Source organism: Streptomyces sp. XY006 (assembly GCF_002237655.1).
Lineage (GTDB): Bacteria > Actinomycetota > Actinomycetes > Streptomycetales > Streptomycetaceae > Streptomyces > Streptomyces levis.
Window position 1 is genome coordinate 156,748 of sequence record NZ_NOKT01000002.1, and the last position, 21,812, is coordinate 178,559.

The 21,812-nt window shown below is 74.9% G+C and carries 23 protein-coding genes; 13 read left to right on the plus strand and 10 right to left on the minus strand.

The genetic code is table 11. The features are described from left to right. The first annotated feature begins 132 nt into the window (after positions 1 to 132). Entirely contained in the window at positions 133 to 483 is a 351-nt protein-coding gene (locus CHR28_RS03310) for a hypothetical protein (protein WP_094052131.1), read from the plus strand. 21 nt (positions 484 to 504) lie between these two features. On the opposite strand, the gene CHR28_RS03315 is transcribed toward CHR28_RS03310, so the two are convergent. Beyond that, positions 505 to 1,599, minus strand: coding sequence for a carboxylate-amine ligase (locus CHR28_RS03315; RefSeq protein ID WP_094051904.1), 1,095 nt, complete (start codon positions 1,597 to 1,599; stop codon positions 505 to 507). A gap of 251 nt (positions 1,600 to 1,850) precedes the next feature. Here CHR28_RS03315 and ctaD point away from each other — a divergent pair, with 251 nt between their 5' ends. From ctaD to CHR28_RS03330, 3 genes are all read left to right on the plus strand, one after another. Further along, positions 1,851 to 3,563: an aa3-type cytochrome oxidase subunit I gene (gene ctaD / locus CHR28_RS03320; protein ID WP_179272303.1), complete on the plus strand. Its 1,713-nt coding sequence runs from the start codon at positions 1,851 to 1,853 to the stop codon at positions 3,561 to 3,563. Further along, complete coding sequence (locus tag CHR28_RS03325; RefSeq protein ID WP_256984103.1) at positions 3,560 to 3,937, plus strand: hypothetical protein; 378 nt, start codon at positions 3,560 to 3,562, stop codon at positions 3,935 to 3,937. The genes ctaD and CHR28_RS03325 overlap by 4 nt, the downstream gene beginning before the upstream one ends. A gap of 64 nt (positions 3,938 to 4,001) precedes the next feature. Further along, positions 4,002 to 4,727, plus strand: coding sequence for an SDR family NAD(P)-dependent oxidoreductase (locus tag CHR28_RS03330; protein WP_094052132.1), 726 nt, complete (start codon positions 4,002 to 4,004; stop codon positions 4,725 to 4,727). A gap of 79 nt (positions 4,728 to 4,806) precedes the next feature. On the opposite strand, the gene CHR28_RS03335 is transcribed toward CHR28_RS03330, so the two are convergent. Together CHR28_RS03335 and CHR28_RS03340 are read right to left on the minus strand one after the other, a co-directional pair. Next, positions 4,807 to 7,188 (minus strand): glycoside hydrolase family 65 protein, encoded by a 2,382-nt coding sequence (locus tag CHR28_RS03335; protein ID WP_094051906.1) that lies wholly within the window; start codon positions 7,186 to 7,188, stop codon positions 4,807 to 4,809. Positions 7,189 to 7,201: 13 nt separating this feature from the next. Next, positions 7,202 to 8,083: a universal stress protein gene (locus CHR28_RS03340; RefSeq protein WP_094051907.1), complete on the minus strand. Its 882-nt coding sequence runs from the start codon at positions 8,081 to 8,083 to the stop codon at positions 7,202 to 7,204. A 262-nt stretch (positions 8,084 to 8,345) separates the two neighbouring features. Here CHR28_RS03340 and CHR28_RS03345 point away from each other — a divergent pair, with 262 nt between their 5' ends. Further along, positions 8,346 to 8,804, plus strand: a complete 459-nt coding sequence (locus CHR28_RS03345) for a Crp/Fnr family transcriptional regulator (protein ID WP_094051908.1) — start codon at positions 8,346 to 8,348, stop codon at positions 8,802 to 8,804. 71 nt (positions 8,805 to 8,875) lie between these two features. On the opposite strand, the gene CHR28_RS03350 is transcribed toward CHR28_RS03345, so the two are convergent. From CHR28_RS03350 to CHR28_RS03360, 3 genes are all read right to left on the minus strand, one after another. Beyond that, the gene (locus CHR28_RS03350) at positions 8,876 to 9,475 is read right to left on the minus strand and encodes an Rv1733c family protein (protein ID WP_094051909.1); all 600 of its coding nucleotides are present in this window, start codon (positions 9,473 to 9,475) and stop codon (positions 8,876 to 8,878) included. Positions 9,476 to 9,611: 136 nt separating this feature from the next. After that, on the minus strand, positions 9,612 to 10,286 hold the full coding sequence (locus CHR28_RS03355) for a helix-turn-helix domain-containing protein (RefSeq protein ID WP_094051910.1): 675 nt from the start codon (positions 10,284 to 10,286) through the stop codon (positions 9,612 to 9,614). Between the two features lie 57 nt (positions 10,287 to 10,343). Next, positions 10,344 to 11,417: a zinc-dependent alcohol dehydrogenase family protein gene (locus CHR28_RS03360; RefSeq protein WP_094051911.1), complete on the minus strand. Its 1,074-nt coding sequence runs from the start codon at positions 11,415 to 11,417 to the stop codon at positions 10,344 to 10,346. Positions 11,418 to 11,753: 336 nt separating this feature from the next. Here CHR28_RS03360 and CHR28_RS03365 point away from each other — a divergent pair, with 336 nt between their 5' ends. Next, positions 11,754 to 12,137: an STAS domain-containing protein gene (locus CHR28_RS03365; protein WP_094051912.1), complete on the plus strand. Its 384-nt coding sequence runs from the start codon at positions 11,754 to 11,756 to the stop codon at positions 12,135 to 12,137. 32 nt (positions 12,138 to 12,169) lie between these two features. Here CHR28_RS03365 and CHR28_RS03370 read toward each other — a convergent pair whose 3' ends face one another. Further along, positions 12,170 to 13,048 (minus strand): universal stress protein, encoded by an 879-nt coding sequence (locus tag CHR28_RS03370; protein ID WP_094052134.1) that lies wholly within the window; start codon positions 13,046 to 13,048, stop codon positions 12,170 to 12,172. A gap of 322 nt (positions 13,049 to 13,370) precedes the next feature. Between CHR28_RS03370 and CHR28_RS03375 the strand changes: the two genes are divergently transcribed. From CHR28_RS03375 to CHR28_RS03390, 3 genes are all read left to right on the plus strand, one after another. After that, positions 13,371 to 14,390 (plus strand): 2-hydroxyacid dehydrogenase, encoded by a 1,020-nt coding sequence (locus CHR28_RS03375; RefSeq protein ID WP_094052135.1) that lies wholly within the window; start codon positions 13,371 to 13,373, stop codon positions 14,388 to 14,390. A gap of 367 nt (positions 14,391 to 14,757) precedes the next feature. After that, positions 14,758 to 15,288 (plus strand): fluoride efflux transporter CrcB, encoded by a 531-nt coding sequence (gene crcB, locus CHR28_RS03385; protein WP_094051914.1) that lies wholly within the window; start codon positions 14,758 to 14,760, stop codon positions 15,286 to 15,288. After that, positions 15,285 to 15,659, plus strand: a complete 375-nt coding sequence (locus tag CHR28_RS03390; RefSeq protein WP_094051915.1) for a fluoride efflux transporter FluC — start codon at positions 15,285 to 15,287, stop codon at positions 15,657 to 15,659. The genes crcB and CHR28_RS03390 overlap by 4 nt, the downstream gene beginning before the upstream one ends. 32 nt (positions 15,660 to 15,691) lie before the next feature. On the opposite strand, the gene CHR28_RS03395 is transcribed toward CHR28_RS03390, so the two are convergent. Next, positions 15,692 to 16,255: a DM13 domain-containing protein gene (locus CHR28_RS03395; protein WP_094051916.1), complete on the minus strand. Its 564-nt coding sequence runs from the start codon at positions 16,253 to 16,255 to the stop codon at positions 15,692 to 15,694. A 203-nt stretch (positions 16,256 to 16,458) separates the two neighbouring features. On the opposite strand from CHR28_RS03395, the gene CHR28_RS03400 reads away from it, so the two are divergent. Further along, positions 16,459 to 17,460 (plus strand): NAD-dependent epimerase/dehydratase family protein, encoded by a 1,002-nt coding sequence (locus CHR28_RS03400; protein ID WP_094051917.1) that lies wholly within the window; start codon positions 16,459 to 16,461, stop codon positions 17,458 to 17,460. Positions 17,461 to 17,481: 21 nt separating this feature from the next. Here CHR28_RS03400 and CHR28_RS03405 read toward each other — a convergent pair whose 3' ends face one another. Both CHR28_RS03405 and CHR28_RS03410 read right to left on the minus strand, forming a co-directional pair. Continuing rightward, positions 17,482 to 18,594 (minus strand): sensor histidine kinase, encoded by a 1,113-nt coding sequence (locus tag CHR28_RS03405; protein ID WP_094051918.1) that lies wholly within the window; start codon positions 18,592 to 18,594, stop codon positions 17,482 to 17,484. Next, positions 18,591 to 19,322, minus strand: a complete 732-nt coding sequence (locus tag CHR28_RS03410) for a response regulator transcription factor (RefSeq protein WP_094051919.1) — start codon at positions 19,320 to 19,322, stop codon at positions 18,591 to 18,593. Before CHR28_RS03410 ends, CHR28_RS03405 begins: the two co-directional genes overlap by 4 nt. A gap of 122 nt (positions 19,323 to 19,444) precedes the next feature. Here CHR28_RS03410 and CHR28_RS03415 point away from each other — a divergent pair, with 122 nt between their 5' ends. Genes CHR28_RS03415 through CHR28_RS03425 form a run of 3 tightly spaced genes read left to right on the plus strand, consistent with a single transcriptional unit; the run spans position 19,445 to position 21,572 of the window. Next, entirely contained in the window at positions 19,445 to 20,140 is a 696-nt protein-coding gene (locus CHR28_RS03415) for a glycosyltransferase family 2 protein (RefSeq protein ID WP_094051920.1), read from the plus strand. Further along, positions 20,137 to 20,775, plus strand: a complete 639-nt coding sequence (locus CHR28_RS03420) for a TIGR04282 family arsenosugar biosynthesis glycosyltransferase (RefSeq protein WP_094051921.1) — start codon at positions 20,137 to 20,139, stop codon at positions 20,773 to 20,775. The genes CHR28_RS03415 and CHR28_RS03420 overlap by 4 nt, the downstream gene beginning before the upstream one ends. After that, a complete protein-coding gene (locus tag CHR28_RS03425; RefSeq protein ID WP_373453317.1) occupies positions 20,772 to 21,572 on the plus strand; it encodes a class I SAM-dependent methyltransferase in 801 nt (266 codons plus the stop codon). Before CHR28_RS03420 ends, CHR28_RS03425 begins: the two co-directional genes overlap by 4 nt. Positions 21,573 to 21,812 lie beyond the last annotated feature (240 nt).

The window sequence follows — 21,812 nt, forward strand, 5'->3', positions numbered from 1 at the left end:
AACCGGGCCCGGGACCGCCGGCCGAGCGGATTCCGCATACCGGGGCGATACTGATGCTTCAGGGGGCCTGCTCCGGGTACTTCCATGGTGGAACGACCCGCCGAAGGAGGAAACGGAGGCGCGAGGGCCGTGTTGCTGTCGCATTCGCTCGACCACGGAGTACTCGTCATCACGGTCCACGAAGACCCCGGCATCGGGGGGCGTGCCTCGCTCCTGACGCAGATCAGCGCGCTGGTCGAGGCCTACCGGCCCGCCCCCGTGGTCGTCGTCCTGGACGAGCCGGCCACCCAGGGCGCAGCCGTCAGCGTCGTCCTGCGCGTCCATCGCCTGTGCAGCCGGCTGGGCATGCTGATGTCGGTGGCCACCGCCAGCGCGCCCACCCGCCGCGTGCTGGAGGCGAACGCCGACACCGCCGGCACCCGGCTGGTCGTGCACGCCCGGACCGACACCGCCGTGGCCGCCGCCTACGCCGCCGCGGCCTGAGCAGGTTCCCGGGGCGTTCCGTCAGGGCATGGTGCTCTGGGCGCTGATCAGCTCGGTGACCGCGCGCAGGCCCCCGTGGGCGAGCGCGGCGCGCTGCCGGTCCGCGCCGGTGCCGTTCTGCAGCAGCCGGTGCACCAAGGACGTCACCTGCCGGGTGTCCCCCGCGGCGTCCAGGGTGGGACCGACGTACCGCAGGAGCTCGTACAGCATGTCGCCGGCGCGCTGCGGTGTGCCGTCCTGGCCGATCAGGGTGTCCTCGAGACCGTGCCGGGCGGCGTGCCACATGGCGGCCTGGAGCAGTTCCGGGGGGAGGTCGGGGGCGGGTACGCCGTCCGCCGCCTCGGCCAGGGCGGTCTCCACCAGGGACCGGATGACGGCGGCGAGCAGGACCGCCTCGTCCGCCCGCAGCTGGACGTCCAGGCACCGCACCTCGACGGTCGGATAGGTGGAGGACAGGCGGGCCTGCCAGTAGAGCTGGCCGGTGTCGGTGATCAGGCCCGCCTGCTGCAGGCGCGCGGTGCGCCGGTCGTAGTCCTCGGCGTCCTGGAAGTACGGCGGGATCCCGCTGACCGGCCAGCGGCTGAAGATCACGGTGCGCCAGCTGGCGAAGCCGGTGTCGTGGCCGTCCCACAGCGGGGAGTTGGCCGACATGGCCGTCAGCGCGGGCAGCCAGGGCCGCAGCCGGTTCAGGACCTGCACGCCGGCCTCCCGGTCGGGCACGCCGACATGCACGTGCGTGCCGTTGACGAGCTGTTCCGCCACCAGCTGCGGTGCCTGCGTGACCATGGCCCGGTACCGGGCCTGGTCCGTGACGGCCACGGGGCGGCCGTGGCGCACCGGCGGGGTGCCGCAGACGGCGATCCGGCAGCCGTGCTCCTCGGCGGCCACACCGACGGCGTGCCGCAGGCGCAGCAGATGTCCGCCGGCCTCCTCCAGTGTGGCGCACACCGGGGTGGCCACCTCGACCTGCGCCTGGAGCAGCTCGTACTGCACCTCCTGGTCCGCCACGAGACGCCCCAGGCCCGCCGCGGCGCGCACCTTGTCCGCGTGCGGCACCGGCAGGCCCGTGACCGGGTCGACCAGCAGGTATTCCTCTTCCACGCCGATCGTCGTCATCGGATCACCCTCTGTTCCGCCCGCCCCTGGGGCCGGGTCGGGTCACACCGGTGAGAGTACCGAGTGCCGCGGCCGGTCCGGGACAAACCATGACAGGCCACGCAGCCCCTCCATGGATGATTCAGGGGGTCATTCAGCCCATCGAGCCGCGACGCACGGTGATCGGCCGAACCGGCGGAGCTAGGTTCCTGCGCGCCGGGCACTCCCCGCAGCGCCCGGCGAGAAAACCGCTGCTGCCGATCGAGGGACTGATGGCGACACACACTGAACCGGTTGCGCCAGTACCCGCGGCGGAGCGCCGCGGCCGGGGCAAGGTCATCGTCTCCTGGGTGACGACCACCGACCACAAGAAGATCGGGCATCTGTACCTGATCACGTCGTTCCTGTTCTTCCTGATCGCCGGTGCGCTGGCGATGGCGATCAGGGCGGAGCTGGCCCGGCCGGGTCTGCAGATCCTCTCCAGCGAGCAGTACAACCAGGCATTCACGATGCACGGCACGATCATGCTGCTGCTGTTCGCGACGCCCACCTTCGCGGGCTTCGCCAACGCGGTCATGCCGTTGCAGATCGGCTCACCCGACGTGGCGTTCCCGCGGCTGAACATGCTCTCGTACTGGCTGTTCCTGCTGGGCGGCCTGATCGTGCTGGGCAGCTTCCTCACCCCGCAGGGCGCGGCCGACTTCGGCTGGACCGCCTACACCCCGCTCAGCGGCGGCGAGCGCACCACCTACGTCGGCGGGGACCTGTGGATCATGGGGCTGGCGCTGTCCGGCTTCGGCACCATCCTCGGCTCGGTCAACTTCATCACCACGATCATCTGCATGCGCGCCCCAGGCATGACGATGTTCCGGATGCCGATCTTCACCTGGAACGTGCTGCTCACCTCGGTACTGGTGCTGCTGGCCTTCCCGGTCCTGGCCGCGGCCCTGCTGGTGCTGGAGGCGGACCGGCGGTTCGGCGCCCAGGTGTTCAACCCCGAGAACGGCGGCGCGATCCTCTGGCAGCACCTGTTCTGGTTCTTCGGCCACCCCGAGGTCTACATCCTGGCGCTGCCGTTCTTCGGCGTGATCAGCGAGATCATCCCCGTCTTCGCGCGCAAGCCGATCTTCGGTTACACGGGTCTGATCGGTGCCACCATCGCCATCGCCGGGCTGTCGGTGACGGTGTGGGCGCACCACATGTTCGCCACGGGCGCGGTGCTGCTGCCGTTCTTCGCGTTCATGACGTATCTGATCGCGGTGCCGACAGGCGTGAAGTTCTTCAACTGGATCGGCACCATGTGGAAGGGCTCGCTGTCGTTCGAGCCACCCATGCTGTGGGCGGCCGGCTTCCTGGTCACCTTCCTCTTCGGCGGTCTGACCGGCGTCATCCTCGGCTCCCCGCCGCTCGACTGGCACGTCACCGACAGCTACTTCGTCGTCGCCCACTTCCACTACGTGCTCTTCGGCACGATCGTCTTCACGATGTTCGGCGGATTCAGCTTCTGGTGGCCGAAGATGACCGGCACCATGCTGAACGAGCGCCTGGAGAAGGTGCACTTCTGGACGCTGTTCGTCGGCTTCCACACCACGTTCCTGGTGCAGCACTGGCTGGGCGCCGAGGGCATGCCCCGCCGCTACGCCGACTATCTGGCCGCCGACGGCTTCACCGCCCTCAACACCGTCTCCTCGATCGGCGCCTTCCTCCTCGGCCTGTCGACCCTGCCCTTCCTGTACAACGTGTGGCGCACCGCGCAGAAGGGCGAGCGGGTCGAGGTCGACGACCCCTGGGGGTACGGGCGGTCCCTGGAGTGGGCCACCTCCTGCCCGCCGCCCCGGCACAACTTCCTCACCCTGCCCAAGATCCGCTCCGAGTCCCCCGCGTTCGACCTGCGCCATCCGGACGTGGCCGTCCTGGACGAGGCGGAGAACACCGGGCGGCGTGACGTGGTGGACGCCGAGGGGCACAAGGGCGACCGGCCGTGACGCCCGGCGGCCACGACGCGCTGGACGGGGAACGGCCCGGCGTACTGGCCGCGGAGGCCGAGGGCTACCTGCTGGCGCACGCCCATCACGAGCAGATCCGCCGCGAGGCCGCGGAGCTGCGGGCGCGGCTGCCGTGGCTGACCACGGCTCAGGCCGAGGAGCTCACCGGCCACTACGTCCGGCTGCGGCTGGACGTCACCCGCCGGCTGCTGCTGAGCACGGTCCGCCGCGCCGAGGAGCTGCGCGAGGAGTACGAGAACCGCTACGCCGCCCTGCGGCGCGTGCTGCTCCGCCGGCACGCGGCGGCCGCGTGCGCGGTCCTCGCGTGCGGTGCCGGGGTGAGTTCCCTGGCCGCCGGGGTGCTCACCCGCTGACCGGCCGTGCCGGACGGTGGTGCACAGTGGGAAGGAGTCCAGGCCTCGGAGGGGTGGTGTGATCGTGCGTCGGATCCTGGTGACCGGTTCCGCGGACGGGCTCGGCCGGGCGGCGGCGGACACGCTGCTGGCGGCCGGGCACGACGTGGTGGTGCACGCCCGGAACCGGGAGCGCGCGAAGGAGCTGGACGCGCTCGTCGAGCGGGGGGCGCGGCTCGTCGTCGGCGACTTCACCGACCGGGAGGCCGTACGGCGGATCGCCGGCGAGCTCGACGAGGCGCCCCCGCTGGACGCGGTCATCCACAACGCCGGGGTGTGGCGGGGGCCGGCGGTCATGCCGGTGAACGTCATCGCCCCGTATCTGCTCACGGCCCTGCTGCGCGGGGTGGGCCGGCTGGTGTACCTGAGCAGCGGCTCACACTACGGCGGGCGTCCCGTCCTGGACGGGGTGGACTGGCGGGGCGGGAGCGCGGGTTCGTACGCCGACAGCAAGCTGTTCGTCACGGCTCTCGCGGCCGCCGTGGCCCGGCTGCGTCCCGGCGTGCCGAGCAACGCGGTGGATCCCGGCTGGGTGCCGACGAAGATGGGCGGTCCCGGCGCGCCGGACGACCTCGAACTCGGTCACCGCACCCAGGAGTGGCTGGCGGTGAGCGACGAGCCCGCGGCCCTGTCGACCGGCGGCTACTGGTACCACGGCGAGCGGCGGGAACCACACGCCGCGGTCCACGACCGGGCGTTCCAGGACCGTCTCCTGCGGACCCTGGCCGAGGAGACGGGCACCGCGCTCTGAGCCGGACCTCCGCGTGGTCGAGCGGCTCGCGGTCGGACCGGCCGCTCGCCGGAACCCGGGGACCGGCAGGCGGGCCGGGTCATCCCTCGTGGCCGTCCGTGAGGAGGAGCCGGGCCGTCTCCCCCGCCTGGACGCCGATCGCCCGGTCGGGCAGTTCGACGTCGATGGGCGGCAGGTCGGACGGCGGTACGGCGATCTCCAGTTGTCCGTGCGTGAGGCGCAGCCGGATGCCCCAGTGGCCCTGGTAGGCGATGGAGACCCCGTACGACGACAGCTCCGGCAGCGGCACCGGGTCCAGCCACAGGGCCCCGGCGCGGGTCTCCAGGCCGGTCAGTCCCCGCTGGACCAGGTCGAGGGTGCCGGCCATCGCGCCCAGGTGGATGCCCTCGCCGGTGGTGCCGCCCTGGAGGTCGGCGATGTCGCCGCGCAGGGCCTCCTGGCAGAATGTCCACGCCTCGGCCCGCCGGCACCGGGCCAGGACCCAGCCGTGGACCAGGCCGCTGAGGGTCGAGCCGTGGCTGGTGCGGGCCAGGTAGTGGTCGACGGTGCGCTCCCAGGTCTCCTCGTCCAGCCGGTAGCCCAGGCGCCGGAAGAGTTTCCGCAGTTCGGCCGGTGAGAAGAGGTAGCCGAGCATCAGCACGTCGGCCTGTTTGGACGCCTTGTAGCGGTTGACGGTGTCGCCCTCGGCCTCCAGGATCCGGTCGAGGCGGCGGATGTCGTCGTAGCGCTTGCGGTAGTCGCCCCAGTCGAGTTCCACGAGGTCGCCGTAGCCCTCGAACTGGCTGATGACCCCGTCGTGGAAGGGCACGTGCAGGGTGCGGGAGACGTCCTCCCAGTGGTCCGGTTCGCCGGCCTCCAGGGCGATGCGCTCCACGAGTTCGCGGCGGCGGGGCTCGGGCAGGGTGCGCAGCACGTCCAGGGCGCGGGTGAGCACCCAGGCCGCCGTGACGTTGGTGTAGGCGTTGTCGTCCAGGCCCGGCCGTTCGGCGTCCGGGTAGGCCTCGTGGTACTCGTCGGGGCCGACGACCCCGCGGATGCGGTGGCGTCCCAGGGTCGCGTCCCAGGTGGCCGAGTCGGCCCAGAAGCGCGCGATCTGCAGCAGCATCTCGGCGCCCTTGGTGTGCAGGAACTCCGCGTCGCCCCCGGCTTCGCAGTACTGCCAGACGTTGTACGCGATCGCCGAGCCGACGTGGTGCTGCAGATGCGTGTGGTCGGGCAGCCAGCGGCCCGAGCGGGGGTTGAGGTGCAGCTGCTGGGTCTCCTCGCGTCCGTCGCTGCCGCTCTGCCACGGATACAGCGCGCCGCGCCGGCCGATGGCCCGGGCCGCCGCGCACGCCCGCTCCAGTCGCCGGTGGCGGTAGCGGAGCAGGGCCCGGGACACCTCGGGGAAGTGCAGGTTGAGGTACGGCAGGACGAACAGCTCGTCCCAGAAGACGTGCCCGCGGTAGGCCTCGCCGTGCAGTCCCCGGGCCGGTACGCCCACGTCGAGTTCGGCGGTGTGCGGGGAGAGCGTCTGCAGCACGTGGAAGAGGTGCAGGCGCAGGATGTGACCGGGCTCCCCCGGCACGTCCAGTTCGGCACGGCGCCACAGCTGGGCCCAGGCGGTGCGGTGGGAGGCGAGCAGCCGGTCGAACGCGGGTGCCGCGCCGACCCGGTCGACGGCGGCCTGCAGCGGGTCGCTGATCGCCGGGTCGTGCGAGGTGTGCAGGGCGATGGTCTTGTCGACGGTGGCGGAGTGCCCGGGGGCGAGCGGCACGGTGAGGCGCTGGACGGCGCGCGCGGGTTCGTGGAGGTCCGCGACGGGCTGCGCGGCGGTCAGCCGGGCGGCCATGCCGATCCGGATGTCCGACGTGCGGGTACGGCAGCGCAGCCACACCGTGTCCGGCCCGGCGGTCCCGGTGTGCACATGGGTGAGGTGGCGGCCGTCCAGATCGCGGTAGCGCGGCACCCCCGCGTTGCTCACCGTCCCGTCGAGAGCGGCCTCGACGTCCAGCTCACCGGAGAAGCCCTCGGCGGTGAACTCGCTGCGCAGTGCCGCGAGATGGGGGTCGGCCATGTGCACCAGCCGCCACTGCCGTACCGCGAGGACCCGCCCGGCGCCGAGGGCGTAGCGGGTGCGCCGCTCCAGCAGGCCCTCGTCGAGGTGGAGGGTCTGCCGGTGGTCCAGCACGGTCGCCGTGTCCGGGGAGAGCCACTCCCCGCCCGGGATCCGGAAGCGCAGGGGCAGCCAGTCGGGCAGGTTGACGAGGTCCTCGTTCTCCACGCGGCGTCCGGCGACCTCGGACACCAGCCGGTTGTAGCAGCCGGCCGCGTAGGTGCCCGGGTAGTGGACGTCGTCGGCCGCGCACTCGGGCAGCGCGCCCCGGGTGGCGAAGCAGCCGTTGCCCAGCGTGCACAGCGACTCCCGCAGCCGCTCCTCGGCGGGCAGGTACCCCTCGTACTCCCAGATCCGGTCCGTCACGGGCCGTATCCTCCTAGACGCGCTGCGGAACGACGGCGACCGGGCACTCGGCGTGGTGCAGCAGGATGTGGGCCACCCTGCCGAGCTGGAGCCCGAAGTGGCCCTGCCGGCGCCGGGCCCCGACGATCACCAGGTCGGCCGCGGCCGAACGGTGCACGAGCACCTTGGCCGCCGGGCCCTCCGGCGTCGTGCGGTGCACCCGGACACCGGGGTGCCGGGCCGCGGCGTCGCGCAGCAGCGCGTCGAGTTCGGTGCGGGCCCGCTCCGCGTGCTCGCGTCCGGGTGCCTCGGCGAGCGGGTCCCCGTCGACGGCTTCGCGCGCGGGGCAGCGCCAGGCGCGGACGACGTCCAGGACGCAGCCGCGGGCCTCGGCCTCGTGGAAGGCGAAGCGCACCGCTTCCGCGCCGGTGTCGGGGCCGCCGGCGCCGAGCAGGATCCGCTCGTGGGTGCCGGCCAGACCGGCGCGGTCGCCGCGCACCACGATCACGGGGCAGTGCGCCCGGGCCGCGACGGCCAGCCCGACCGAGCCGAGCAGCAGCCCCTTCAGCTCGCCGCGTCCGCGCGAGCCGGTGACCAGGGCGGCGGCGTTGTTGCCCTCGTGCAGGAGGGCGTCCGCCGCGTCGGCGAGCAGCACGTCGGTGGTCACCTTCACGTCGGGGTTGCGCCGACCGGCGCGTTCCGCCGCGGAGGCGACGATGTGGTCGGCCATCAGACGCCCCGTGGGGCGGGCCAGTCCGACGGACGGGGCGAGTCCCTCGTAGCGCTCCCAGAGGGAGCCGTGGACGAGCCGCAGCGCGAGTCCGTGCCGGGCGGCCTCGTCCACCGCCCAGTCGACCGCCGGCAGGCTGCCGTCCGAACCGTCGACGCCCACGACCAAGGGCAGTTCCGTCGTCATCGTTCCCACCGCCTCGTGCTCGGGCAGTTCCCGGATCCATGTCCTCGGATTCACGTGCTTGGATCCACTCCCACCGTCGCACCCGGGGCGGCGGCGCGCGAGGGGCGGTCGGCCCCTGGCCGGGGCCGTTCGGCCCTTGGTGCGCGGTGGGCGCCGGGCCCACGCTGAAGTCAGCGGACCCGGCCCGGGCATCCCGGGGAGGCCGCGGGCACACCCCGCACGCGCCGCCCGGCGCGGCGGGCGGCGGAAGGGAGACGGAGCCATGACCACCACCACCAACCTGACCGCGGGTCTCACCGCCGCGCACCGCGAGCGGCTGATGCGCGTCGCACGCGAGGTGTCCTTCGACGCGGACACCCGCCTGTTCGAGGAAGGCCGGCGCGCCGACCGGTTCTGGATCGTGCGCACCGGGACGGTCGTGCTCGACCTGCGGGTGCCGGGCCGGCGGGCCGCTGCCGTCGAGTCCCTGGGACACGGCGAACTGGTCGGCTGGTCGTGGTATTTCGCGCCGTACGTGTGGCATCTGGGCGCGCAGGCGGCGAGCCCGGTGCGGGCCTGGGAGTTCGACGCGGAGATCGTGCGGGCGATGTGCGCCCGGGACGCCGAGTTCGGCCGTGCCGTCGCGGAGTGGGTCGGCCGGGTGATCGCCGACCGGCTGCACGCCTCACAGGTCCGGCTGCTCGACCTGTACGCCCCGTACGGCAGCGGGAGCCGGATCTGAGCGAGCCCCGCCGTCCTGCCCGGCCCGGACCCTCCCGGCCCCGCCCGGCGCCGGGGCGTGGCGGCGGGAGGTCAGCCCGTCATCCGTTTCCTCCACTGCGGCCCGACCCGTGCCCACTCCGCGTCCCACCGCTGCAGGCGCCGCCGGTCCAGCCGCAGACGCGCCAGCCGCCCGCACGCCCAGACGGCCGCCCCGGCGCCGGCCCCGGCGAGGACCCCGGTGCCCACGGCCTGGAACCTCGACTCCGTGGGACTGAGGGGCGCTGCGGCCAGCCGGCCGGCGCGGTCGGTCCACACGGTCACCCGGGTTCCCGCCGCGGCGTCGGGCTCGACCTCGGTCCGTCCGGTGTGCGGCGAGCCGTCCGGTGCCGTCCAGCGCACCGTCGCCCACACCGTGTCACCGCCCGAGCCGTCCGTCGTCACCTGCGGGGTCCTGGGCGCCCGCTCGGTGAGCACGGCGGGCACGGCACGGGTCTGGGCGCGCTGTGCGGAGAGGGAGCCGTCGACCGCCGTGGCCGCCGCGAGGGCGGCGACGGCCCCGCACAGCACGGCGAGGACCCAGCCGGCGAGCACGATCCAGGCCTCGACGCGGTCGCTGCGCCGGCGGAGCGGATTGCTCCGCCACCGCCACAGCCGCACCGGGGCCGCTTTCCTGCGTGGCGTCTGCCTCATCGCGCCTCCCCGCTCACGGGAGTGCTTCCAGTCTGCGCCGCCAGGGCCGGACGGCGCCTCCCGTGCGGCCCGGTCAGCGCGGGACACCGCCCCGGGATCCGGCGACCGGCCGTCGCGGCGGCGTCCGCGCCGTCGCTCAGACCGTGATCCGGCGCCCGGTGACGGTGACCGGCTCGATGCGCAGCCACAGGTCGCGCGGGCCACCCGCCCAGGGCGTGGTGAAGGCCTGCTCGTCGAGCCGGGCCGCCTCGTCCGGGTCGGTCACGGCTCGCGCGGGGCCGCGCACCAGCACGCTCCAGCCCTCGCTGAACGCCTCGTCGATGCGGTCGACCTCGAAGGCGACCTGGTGGCCGTCCGCCTGGGCGGGCGTCGTGCCCGGCTCGGTGCGGTAGACGATCGCGCCCTCGGCGACCTGGTAGTTGACCGGCACGACGAGCGGCCCGGTGTCCGCGGGCACGGCGAGGCGCCCCACTCCGTGCGTGGCGAGCAGGGAGCGGCACTCCGCCTCGGTGAGTTCCGTGAACCTGGGGGTCCGGGCGGCGCGGCCGAGGCCGGGCGGCAGTTCGGTGTCGCCGCCGGTCAGGTGCCACACCGTGGTCCTCAGCGCTCCGGCGAGCCGGAGCAGGGTGCCCGCGCCCGGGTCCGCCGTCGGCCGCTCCTCCAGGTACTGCAGGTAGGCCGGGGCCATGCCCGCGCGGGTGGCCGTCTCCTGCCGGGACAGGCCGAGTTCGGTGCGCCGCTGGGCGATCCGCCGCCCGAGGTCCCCCCGGGTGCGGCCCCCTGCGGCATGCGACGAGGCCCGTTCGGTCATGGCCCGTCACCCCTTCCTCTCGTCAGGCCGCCCGACAGGGGACGACGTCCTCGCTCGTCACGCCGCCCGGTAGGGGACGACGTCCTCGTGCCGCTCCTCGCCCAGCACCACCTTGAGCGCACCGGTGTCGGCGGCCCGGGCGAAGACGTCGTACGCCTCCTCCATGCGGCTCGGCGGGAAGGTGTGGGTGACCAGCTGCCCGGTGGGCAGGCGGCCGGCGGCCGCCATCCGGAGCAGGGTGGGAGTGGAGTAGGTGTCCACCAGCCCGGTGGTGAGGGTGACGTTCTTGATCCACAGGTCTTCCAGGTGCAGGGTCGCGGGCTTTCCGTGCACGCCGACGTTGGCGACGTGCCCGCCGGGACGCACCATGCGCGTGCAGAGTTCGAAGGTCTCCGGGACGCCGACCGCCTCGACGGTCACGTCCGCGCCGAGCCCGTCGGTCAGGTCCGCGATCAGCTGCTCGGGTTCCTCCCGGGCGTCCGCCACCGCGTCCGCGCCGAGCCGCCGGGCGGCCTCCAGCCGCGGTGCCGCCACGTCGACGGCGATGATCCGCTCGGGCGCGAACAGCCGGGCCGTGGCGACGGCCGCGAGGCCGATGGGCCCGGCCCCGACGACGGCGACGGTGTCCCCGGGCCGTACGCGGCCGTTGAGCACGCCGACCTCGTAGGCGGTGGGGAAGATGTCGGCCAGCAGCACGGCGTCCCTGCTGTCGAGGGAGGCGGGCAGCGGGTGCAGGGAGAGGTCGGCGTACGGCACGCGGACGTACTCGGCCTGGGTGCCGTCGATCAGGTGGCCGAGGATCCAGCCTCCGCCGCCCCGGCACTGGCCGTACATGCCCTCGCGGCAGAAGCGGCAGCGACCGCAGGCGGTGATGCAGGAGACGAGGACCCGGTCCCCCGGACGCACGGTGCGCACGTCACCGCCGACGTCGACGATCTCGCCGACCGCCTCGTGGCCGAGCACCGTGCCGGGGCGTACCTCCGGGACGTCGCCTTTGAGGATGTGTAGGTCCGTTCCGCAGATGGTGACGGCGTCGACCCGCACGATCGCGTCGGTCGCCTCCTTGACGGCCGGGTCCGGGACGTCCTGCCAGGCGGACTGTCCGGGACCGTGGAAGACGTAGCCCTTCATGGCGTTCCCACCTTCCTGGCGCGGGCGATCTGCCCCGTTCTGCCGCAGTTCCAGCTTCGCGCGGATCGGTGCGACGCGCTTGGGCCGGACGGCCCCGTCCCGGTCCGCAGGGCCCTGTGCGGCCGGCGGGGTCCGGGCGGCGTCCGGCGGGCCCGGGCGGCCCACGAGGTCCGGGCGGCGTCCGGCGGGCCCGGGCGGCCCGCGGGGTCCGGGCGGCATCGGGCGGGCCCTGGGCGGCCGTCGGGCGGGGGCCTGCCGGGAAGGGTTCTTACGGCCCTGCCCGACATGGGCCGACCGGCCCTACCGCGCGCCCCGCCGGCAGGCTTTGCTCGGACCATGTCCGAGACCACCAGCAGGTCCACCCCCCGGCCGGCCACGGGCGCGGCCCGCGTCGTGACGGTGCGCGGCGAGATGGACCTGCTCACGGCGCCGGCCCTGCGGGACCGGCTCGATCTGCTGACCGCCGGCCCGTGCCCCGACCTGGTGCTGGACCTGCGGGCCGTCTCCTTCATCGACTGCGCGGGGCTCGGCGTCCTGTGCCGGGTCCGCAACCGCGTGCTCGCGCGCCGGGGCCGGCTGCGCCTGGTCGGTGGCGGGACCTTCCTGCGGCGCCTGTTCCGGAACACCGGTGTGGCCGGGGCCTTCGAGGTCCTGCCGGGCCTGCCGGCGAGCGCCGCCGACACGGTGAGCGCGCGTGCCGCGGGCGAGACCGGGGGCTGACGACGACGCCGGGGGTCCGCCGCCGTGGGGCATCACGGCTCGGGGACGACCGCCACGGGACACTCGGCGTGGTGCAGGACGCCGTGGGTGACCCGGCCGATGTGCAGGCCGAAGCGTCCGTGGGGGCGACGGGCACCGATGACGAGGAGAGCGGCGTCGGCCGAGGCGTCCAGCAGCGCGGTGCGGGCGTGGCCCTCGACGGTCCGCCGGTGCACCTCGACGTCCGGGTGCTCCTCGGCCGGGCCGCGCAGCACGGCCTCCAGCGTCTCGGCGGCGCGCTGCCGGTAGGCGTCGGCGGGTTCGCCGGTGAACAGGGGGAAGTCGGTGGACTCCGGTGCCGGCCGGTGCCAGGCGCGGACGGCCTCCAGCGGCACCCGGCGCCGGGCCGCTTCCCGGAACGCGAAGCGCACCGCCCGCGTGGCGTCCGGTTCGCCCGGGACGCCCACGACGACGCGCCGGCCCGGCCCGGGCGCACCGCCCTGCCCGTCGGCGTCGCCGCGCACCACGACCACCGGCCCGTCGGCACGCCCGGCCACGGCCAGGCCGACCGAGCCCAGCAGCAGCTCGCCGGCGCCGCCGCGCCCGCGGTTGCCCACGACCAGGGCCGAGGCCTTGCTCGCCGCACGGCGCAGCACGGGGACCGGTCCCGCCGCCACGACCTCGGTGGTGACCTTCATGCCGGGCACGCGCCGGCGGGCGCGTCTGGCCGCCGCCACCACGAGGACGTCGGTGAGCATCCGCTCCGACCGTTGCGGACCGGTGGGGAAGACGGCCTGTTCATAGCGCTCCCACAGGGACGCGTACAGCACGTGCAGCGGGACCTCGCGCAGCGCGGCCTCGTCGGCCGCCCAGTCCACGGCCCGCAGGCTGGACTCGGAGCCGTCCACGCCGACGACGATCGGCAGGTCCATCGTCTTCACCCTTCTGCCCGTGCCGCCCGCCCCGCCTTCCCGCCTTCCCGCACGAACGCTTCTCGTGCCACAGCAGCATCGTCTCGCCAGTCGCAGCATCGCGCCGAGGGGTGGGCCGCGTGGAGGGGCCGCAGGTCCCCGGTCGGGACCGACCGGCCCGGGTCGACGCGTCGGCCCCGCGCGCGGCCGATCGGGAGGGAGGGACGGAGGCGGAGCCGGGCCGTCCGGCCCTGCGGGCGGGGCCGGACGGCCCGGGCGGGAACGCCGGGAGCCGCCTAGGGTCGTTGCCGGGACGAGTCACCGAGGCGGGAGCGGAATGGACGTGAAGATCATCGCGTACGGAGTCCTCACCGACGAGCGGCCTTTGCTGCGGGATGCCTTCGACCGGAGGTTCGGCGACCGGTACGAACTGCGCTGCCTGGAGCCGTTCCTCGACCGGGACACCGCGCCCACCGCCGCGGGTCACCGGATCGTCCTCAGCAGCGTCAACGACGTCCTGGACGCCGAGGTGCTGCGGAGCCTGGCCGGGGCCGGCGTCGAGATGATCGCCCAGCGGGCCACCGGCTACAACAACATCGATCTGGACGTGGCCCGGGAACTCGGCCTGACCGTCGCGCGGGTCTCGTACTACTCGCCCTACTCGGTCGCGGAGTTCGCCTGGGCGCTGGCCCTGGCCGTCGGCCGCCGCGTCGTGCGGGCCGCGCACCGCACGCGCGAGTTCGACTTCCGCCTCGACGGCCTGCTCGGCCGGGACCTCCACGGCCGGACCGTGGGCGTGGTGGGCACGGGCAAGATCGGCACGGCGTTCACACGCATCGCGCACGGCTTCGGGATGCGCCTGCTGGGCTGGGACGTCGCCGAGAACCCCGAGTGCCTGGCGCTCGGCATGAAGTACGTCCCGCGCGAGCGGCTGTTCGCCGAGTCCGACCTGGTCAGCCTGCACGTGCCGCTGCTGCCGGACACGCACCATCTGGTGGACGCCTCGATGCTGGACCTGATGAAGGCGGACGCCGTCCTGGTCAACTCCAGCCGCGGCGGGCTGGTCGACACGGACGCCCTGCTGGCCACCCTGCGCGCCGGGCGGCTCGCCGGTGTGGGCCTCGACGTGTACGAGGAGGAGGCCGGGGTGTTCTTCCTGGACAAGTCCCTGGAGGTGATGACCGACGAACGCCTCGCCCGGCTGATGACCTTCCCCAACGTGCTGGTCACCTCGCACCAGGCGTACTTCACCCGGGACGCCGTGGGCCAGATCGCCGAGACCACCGCACGCAACGTCGAGGACCACACCACGGGCCGCACGAGCGACAACACCCTGATCGGCCCCGGCACCCGAGGACGCTAGGCATCCGGCCGACCTCGCCGCCCGAGGGCGTTTGCCGCCGGTCGCTCCCGCTCAGGCAAGTGGCCGCACTGCCCGGGCAGGCCTCGACCGGGTGCCGCCGGGCGGTCAGGGCGGGCGTCGACCGGGTGCCGCCGGGCGGTCAGGGCGGGCGTCGACCGGGTGCCGCCGGGCGGCCGGGCCGGGGGCCCACCGGGTGTCCGTGGAGGGGCCGGTAGGCTGAGGCTGCTGTCGTCCCTTGCCCGGGGGGCAGTGCGGCGGTGGGGCCCGCCGGAGCCAACCGTGGCCGGGCCGGCCGCCAACGGTCCCTGCCTGACCCCTCCGCGTGCCCGCGCGCGGTCCGAGCCGATCAGGTAGGAGCCTGGACGCCGTGCGACCCGACCGCCCCGACGACACCTCCCCGGCCCCCGGATGGCAGGCGCAGCCCGTCGACCCCGACACGGCCGTCGATCCCTGGCCCCCGCGCCGCGCCCCGAGTCCCGGGCGGCGGCAGGCCGAGATCCTCGCCGCCGTCACGGCCGGCGGCGTCCTCGGCGCCTGCGCCCGCTACGGCGCCACCCTGCTGTGGCCCACCGTCCCGGGTGCCTTCCCGTGGACCACGTTCTGGATCAACGTCACCGGCTGCGCCGCCATGGGTGTGCTCATGGTGCTGATCACCGAGCGCACCACCGCCCACCCCCTGGTGCGGCCCTTCCTCGGCACGGGCGTCCTGGGCGGCTACACCACGTTCTCCACCTACGCCGTGGACGCGCGCGCCCTGTTCGGCGACCACCGCGCCGGAACCGCCCTGCTCTATCTCGCCGCCACGCTCGTGGCCGCGCTGTTCGCCGTGTGGGCCGGGGCCGGGCTCACCCGGCTGCTCGCCCTGCCGCGGGCCACGAGGACGGAGGGCGAGGCGTGAACTGGCTGATGGTGGTCGTGGGGGCGGCGGTCGGCGCGCCCCTGCGCTATCTCGTCGACCGTGCCGTCCAGGCCCGGCACGGCGGCGTCTTCCCCTGGGGGACCGTCGTGGTGAACGTCGCCGCCTGCACGGTGCTCGGCTTCCTCACCGGCGCCGCCGCGGCCACGACCGTGCCGCCCGCGCTGCAGCACCTGGTCGGACCCGGACTGTGCGCGACGCTGAGCACCTACTCCACGTTCTCCTTCGAGACCCTCCGGCTGGCCGAGACGGGCGCGAAACCGTCCGCCGCGGCCAACGTCGTCGTCAGCGTCGTCGCCGGTCTCGCCGCCGCCTTCCTCGGGGGCATGGCCGGGCAGGCCCTGCTGCGGTAGCCGCTCCCGCCCGAACCGCCCCCGGGCCCGCGTCAGACCGGGGCGAGCCGCGCCGCCCCGAAGGACACGTCGAAGCGGTCGCACCAGATGCTGACGCTGCTGAACCGGCTCACGTCGACGTTCCCGGGAACGGCGTAGTTCTGGCTGCCCTTGTTGCCCTTCAGCTTGCCGAGGCTGACATGAGCGCCGTCGTCGAACACGTGCCAGCCGGCCCGGCCTTCCTTCACCGGCGCGTCGGTGAGCAACACGCGCAGGTCGGGGCCGTTGCTCGTGTCGAGCCGTTCCAGGCGGACCACATGGCTGCCGTCCGCCAGCCGCAGAAGCTTCACGGTGCCGGAGGTGGTGTGCTCGTGGCTGATCAGCTCGCCGCTCGCGAGCGACTCGGGTCCGGCCGGGGCGGGCGAGGCGGACGCCCCGGACGGCGGTGCCGCCGCCGGCGGACGGGCGGCGTCGCCGGGCAGCGCCTCCCGCACGGTCTCGTCCTGCCAGAGCTTCCACGGCTGGAACCAGTACAGCCCGAAACCGGCCCCCGCAACCGCCACAGCCAGCACACCGATCACCCACGGCCTGACCAGCGCGCTCCACAGCCGTCCCATGCCGCCCCCTTTTCCGAGAGTCCGTCGTCCTGCCCCCATTCAACGCAAGGGGCGGGCGCGCGGGGCCGTCCGGGGGATGACGAAACCCTTACGGCCGCCGGGGCCCTCGCGTTCGCCGGACCGGCGCGCCCGTCGCCTTACGGAGTCGTGACGTACGGGCGTCGTCCCGGGGCGCGGGGGCGGCGCGGCCCTAGCGTGGCCGTATGCGTGTACTGGTCACCGGCGGTGCCGGGTTCATCGGGTCCCATGTGGTCGCCGTCCTGCGGGAACGGGGGCACGAGGCGGTCGTGTTCGACGTGCGGGAGGACCCCGGCGCCGATGTGCGGGATCCGCGGGCCGTCCGCGGCGCCCTCGCCGGGGTGGACGCCGTGTGTCATCAGGCCGCGATGGTCGGGCTGGGCGACGGGGTCGCCGACGCGGCCGAGTACGTCTCGCGCAACGACCTGGGCACGGCCGTGCTGTTGTCCGCCATGGCGGACAGCGGCGTCGGGCATCTGGTGCTGGCCGGGTCGATGGTCGTCTACGGCGAGGGGCGGTACACCTGCCCGCGCCACGGGGCCGTACGGCCCGGGCCGCGGGCCGTCGCCGATCTGGAGGCGGGGCGGTTCGAGCCCGTCTGCCCGGTGTGCGGGGAGGACCTCCTGCCCGGGCTGGTCGGCGAGGACGCCCCGGCCGATCCCCGGAACGTGTACGCCACGACCAAACTCGCCCAGGAGCACCTGGCCGCCGCCTGGGCCCGCTGCACCGGGGGTTCGGCCGTGTCGCTGCGGTACCACAACGTGTACGGACCGGGGATGCCCCGCGACACCCCGTACGCCGGTGTCGCCTCCTTCTTCCGCTCGGCGCTCGCCCGGGGCGAGGCGCCGCGCGTCTTCGAGGACGGCCGGCAGCGCCGGGACTTCGTGCACGTCCGGGACGTGGCGGCGGCCAACGCGGTGGCGCTGGAGGCCCGGTCCGCGCCGGGGGCTCTCACGGCGTACAACACCGGCAGCGGCGAGGCGCACACCGTCGGCGGGATGGCCCGGGCCCTGGCCGCCGCGTACGGGGGTCCCGAGCCGTGCGTCACGGGCGAGTTCCGGCTCGGCGACGTACGGCACATCACCGCGGACTCGGCGCGGCTGCGGCGCGAGCTCGGGTGGCGTCCCGAGGTCGGGTTCGAGGAAGGCATGGCGGAGTTCGCGCGGGCGGGGATGCGGGGGGTCTAGGGACCGGTGGTGCTGCCCGCATCAGGAAGCGGCGGTGGGCAGCACCACCTCGAAGCGGCAGCCGCCGGGAATGTTGCGTACGGTGGCCCGGCCCTGGTGGGCCTCCACGATCCCCCGGACGATGGCGAGGCCGAGGCCCGCGCCCGCCGGGGGCGTGCGGGCGTGGCTGCCGCGCCAGCCGGTGTCGAAGACGCGCGGCAGGTCCTCCTCGGGGATGCCGCCGCAGCCGTCCGTCACCGACAGCACGACGCCGTCGGCGGAGCGCTCGGCGGCGATCGCGACCGTGCCGTCGGCCGGGGTGCGGCGGATGGCGTTGACCAGCAGGTTGCCCAGGACGCGGCTCATCTCCTTGCCGTCCACCTCCACCGGGACCGGCTCGATGCGGCCTCCCACCAGCCGCACCCCGTGCTCCCGGGCCAGCGGGTCGGCTCCCGCCAGCGCGTCGCCGACCAGGTCGTACAGCGACATCCGGGTGGGAGCGAGGGGCAGGGTGCCGGCGTGGATGCGGGACAGCTCGAAGAGGTCGCCGACCATGTCATTGAGGTGTTCGACCTCGGTGCGCATCTGCCGCAGATAGCGGTCGGAGTCGGCGGCCACGCCGTCCTCCAGGGCCTCCGACATGGCGCGCAGCCCGGCCAGCGGGGTGCGCAGGTCGTGCGAGATCCAGGCGACGAGTTCGCGCCGGGAGGTCTCCAGCGCGCGCTCCCGCTGCCGGGACTCGGCCAGCCGGGCGCTGGTGGCTGCCAGTTCGCGGCTGAGCGACTCCAGTTCCGCGGTCGCCGGGCCGTCGGGCGCGGTGAAGTCCCCGCCGTCGCCGAACGACCGCGCGGCCACCGCCAGGGCGCGGCTGCGGGCGACGACCCAGCGGCCCAGCAGCAGCGCGGTGGCCAGGGAGACGACGGCGGCCATGGCGACCACCGTGGTGACGACGGTCAGGTCGTGCGCGGAGAGGAACATCGCCCGGGCGACGGCGAGCGTGCCGGCGAGCATCGCGACCACCCCGACCGCCGCGACCACGGCGAGCGAGGCGGTCAGCGAGCGGCGCCGGATCAGGTAGAGCGCCCCGGCACCGGCCAGTCCGCTGGCGGCGGCGCCGGTGAAGGCGTACAGGGCGATCAGCATCGTGTCGTTCACGACGGGTCCTCCCCGCCCGCGGGGTCGAAGCGGTAGCCCACGCCCCACACGGTCTGGATCAGCCGGGGCCGGGCGGGGTCGTCCTCGACCTTGCCGCGCAGCCGCCGGACATGGACCGTGACGGTCGACAGGTCGCCGAAGTCCCAGCCCCACACCTCGCGCATCAGGTCCTCGCGTCCGAACGCCCGCCCGGGGTGCCGCAGGAAGAACGACAGCAGGTCGAACTCCCTGAGAGTGAGCGCGAGTTCGTCGCCGTTCTTGGTGGCGCGGCGGGCCGCGGGCTCGACGGTCAGACCGCCCGCCGCGAGCCGCTGCGCGGGGGCGGCGGGTCTGCTGCGGCGCAGCACCGACTCCACGCGCAGGACGAGTTCGCGGGGGCTGAAGGGCTTGGTGACGTAGTCGTCGGCGCCGACCTCCAGGCCCAGGATGCGGTCGTCCTCGTCGCCGCGGGCGGTGAGCATGATGACCGGGACGGGCCCTTGCCCGCGGATGCGCCGGCACACCTCCAGGCCGTCCATGCCCGGCAGCATCAGGTCGAGCACGATCAGGTCCGGCCGGCGCGCGGCGGCGCGGGCGAGGGCGGTCGGACCGTCGTCGGCGCGGTCGACGGCGTAGCCGGCGCGGTCCAGGTATCCGGCGACGACCTCGGCGACGGTCGGATCGTCGTCCACGACGAGGATCCGCAAGGAGCCCTCGCCCGCCCCGGAGGGCTCGTACGGCTGCTGCATGCCCCCAGCCTGGCACCGCGCGGCCACGGACGGGGTGCCGGGCCGCCCTCCGGCCCGTGACGTCCGGGTTTCGTAAGGAGCGGTGGTCCGTTATGTCCGGTTCGCGTTCGTAGGGTGAAACCGTGACGACGACACCTTCGGACGTCGACGTGGTGCTGCCCTGCCTGAACGAGGCCGATGCCCTGCCCTGGGTGCTCGGCCGGATCCCGCCGGGCTGGCGCGCACTCGTCGTCGACAACGGTTCCACCGACGGCTCGGCCCAGGTCGCCCGCGCGCTCGGCGCGACCGTCGTGCGCGAGCCCCGCCGCGGCTTCGGCGCCGCCTGCCACGCGGGACTGACCGCCGCCACCGCCGAGGTGGTGTGCTTCTGCGACTGCGACGCCTCGCTCGACCCGGCGCTCCTCGTCCCCTTCGTGCGCGAAGTGCGCGACGGCGAGGCGGACCTGGTGCTCGGGCGGCGACGGCCGCGGGGCCGCGGGGCCTGGCCCGCGCACGCCCGGGCCGGGAATCTCGCCCTCGCGCGGATGCTGCGCCGCCGCACCGGGCTGCGGCTGCACGACCTCGGTCCGCTGCGCGCCGCCCGGCGCGAGCCGCTGCTCGCCCTCGGTCTCACCGACCGGCGCAGCGGCTATCCGCTCCAGATGGTCGTCCGCGCGGCCGACGCCGGCTGGCGGATCGCCGAGCACGACGTGCCGTACCTGCCGCGCACCGGTGCCTCCAAGGTGACGGGCACCTGGCGCGGGACGTGGCAGGCCGTCCGGGACATGAGCCGCGTACTGGCCGAGACGCCCGCGCGGGAAGGGGGAACCGTCCGTTGACCACGCTGCTCGTCATCGCCAAGGAACCGCGCCCGGGGCGGGTCAAGACCCGGCTCACCCCGCCGTTCACCCCGCAGCAGGCCGCCGGGCTGGCCGAGGCGGCCCTGGCCGACACCCTGCGCGCCGTGGCCGCCGCTCCCGCCGTCCGGCGCGTACTCGTCCTCGACGGCAGGCCGGGTGCCTGGCTGCCGCCGGGCTTCGACGTGGTGGCGCAGTGCGCGGGCGGACTCGACGAACGGCTGGCGGCGGCCTTCGCGCGCTGCACCGGCCCGGCCCTGCTCGTCGGCATGGACACACCGCAGGTGACCCCGGAGCTGCTCACCGTGGATTTCTCCGGCGCCGACGCCTGGTTCGGCCCGGCGGAGGACGGCGGCTTCTGGGCACTGGGTCTGGCCGAGCCCGACCCCGGTCTGCTGCGGGGCGTGCCCATGTCCACGGCCGAGACGGGGGCGGTGCAGCGGCGGCGGCTGGTCGACGCGGGCCTGCGGGTACGCGACCTGCCGTGTCTGCGCGACGTCGACACGGCGGCGGACGCCCACGCGGTCGCGGCCCTCGCCCCCGGGGGCCGCTTCGCGGCACGGCTGGCCGGCTGCACGGCCGCGCCGCCCGCCTCCGGCCCGGGCGCCGCCCGGTGAGCGCCGCGTCCGGCACCTCCGTGCCGGGCCGGCTCCCGGGCCCCTCCCCCGCGGCTCCCCTCTCCCCCTGGGCGGGAGCCGACCCGTACGACGCGGCCCTGCGCGCCGGTCACGGCCCGCTGTTCCTGCGGCGCGCCGACGGCTGGCTGCTGCCGCTGGAGGTGGAGCGCTGGTGCGCCCGGGCCGACGTGGTCGACCGGGACGTGCTCGACCGGTGCGAGGGGACGGTGCTGGACGTGGGGTGCGGGCCGGGGCGGCTGGTGGCGGAACTCGCCGCGCGGGGCAGGCCGGTGCTGGGCATCGACGTCAGCGAGGCCGCCGTCGAGCACACGGTGCGGCTCGGCGGCCACGCCCTGCGGCGGTCGGTCTTCGAGCCGCTGCCCGGGGAGGGCCGCTGGGACACCGTGCTGCTCATGGACGGCAACGTCGGCATCGGCGGCGACCCGCACGCCCTGCTGCGGCGGATCGCCCGGCTGCTGCGGCCCGGCGGTCTGCTCATCGCGGAGACCGCCCCGGTCGACGTGGACGAACGGGTGCGCGTGCGCATCACCGATGCCCGGGCCGCCGCCGGCTCCCCCTTCCCGTGGGCGCGGTTGGGCACCCGCGCGCTGCTGCGGTACGCCCGGGGCTGGGAACGGGCCGGTCAGTGGACGGCCGGCGGACGGCGGTTCGCCGCCCTGCGCAGCCGCGGCAGCCGCAGCGCAGCGAGCAGTGCCGACCCGCCGAAGAGGACCGCGGTGATCAGCAGCCAGCGGCCGAGGAACACGTCGGCGGGCAGTCCGGTGGCGGACCGGTAGCGCTGTTCGACCAGTCCGGCGATCAGCGGGAACCACACGAGGAGCAGCAGGCCGGACAGGGCCGCCGGGACCCGTACGTACAGGGTCAGATCCCGGCGACCCACGGCGTCGAGGCCGCGGACGACGGCCCGGTCGGCGGCCGCGTACAGCGGCAGCAGCACGAGGTCGTGCAGCAGGGCCGCGCCCACGATCCACAGCGCGACGCCGAACCAGTCGCCGGCCAGGAGGCGCACGCCCGCG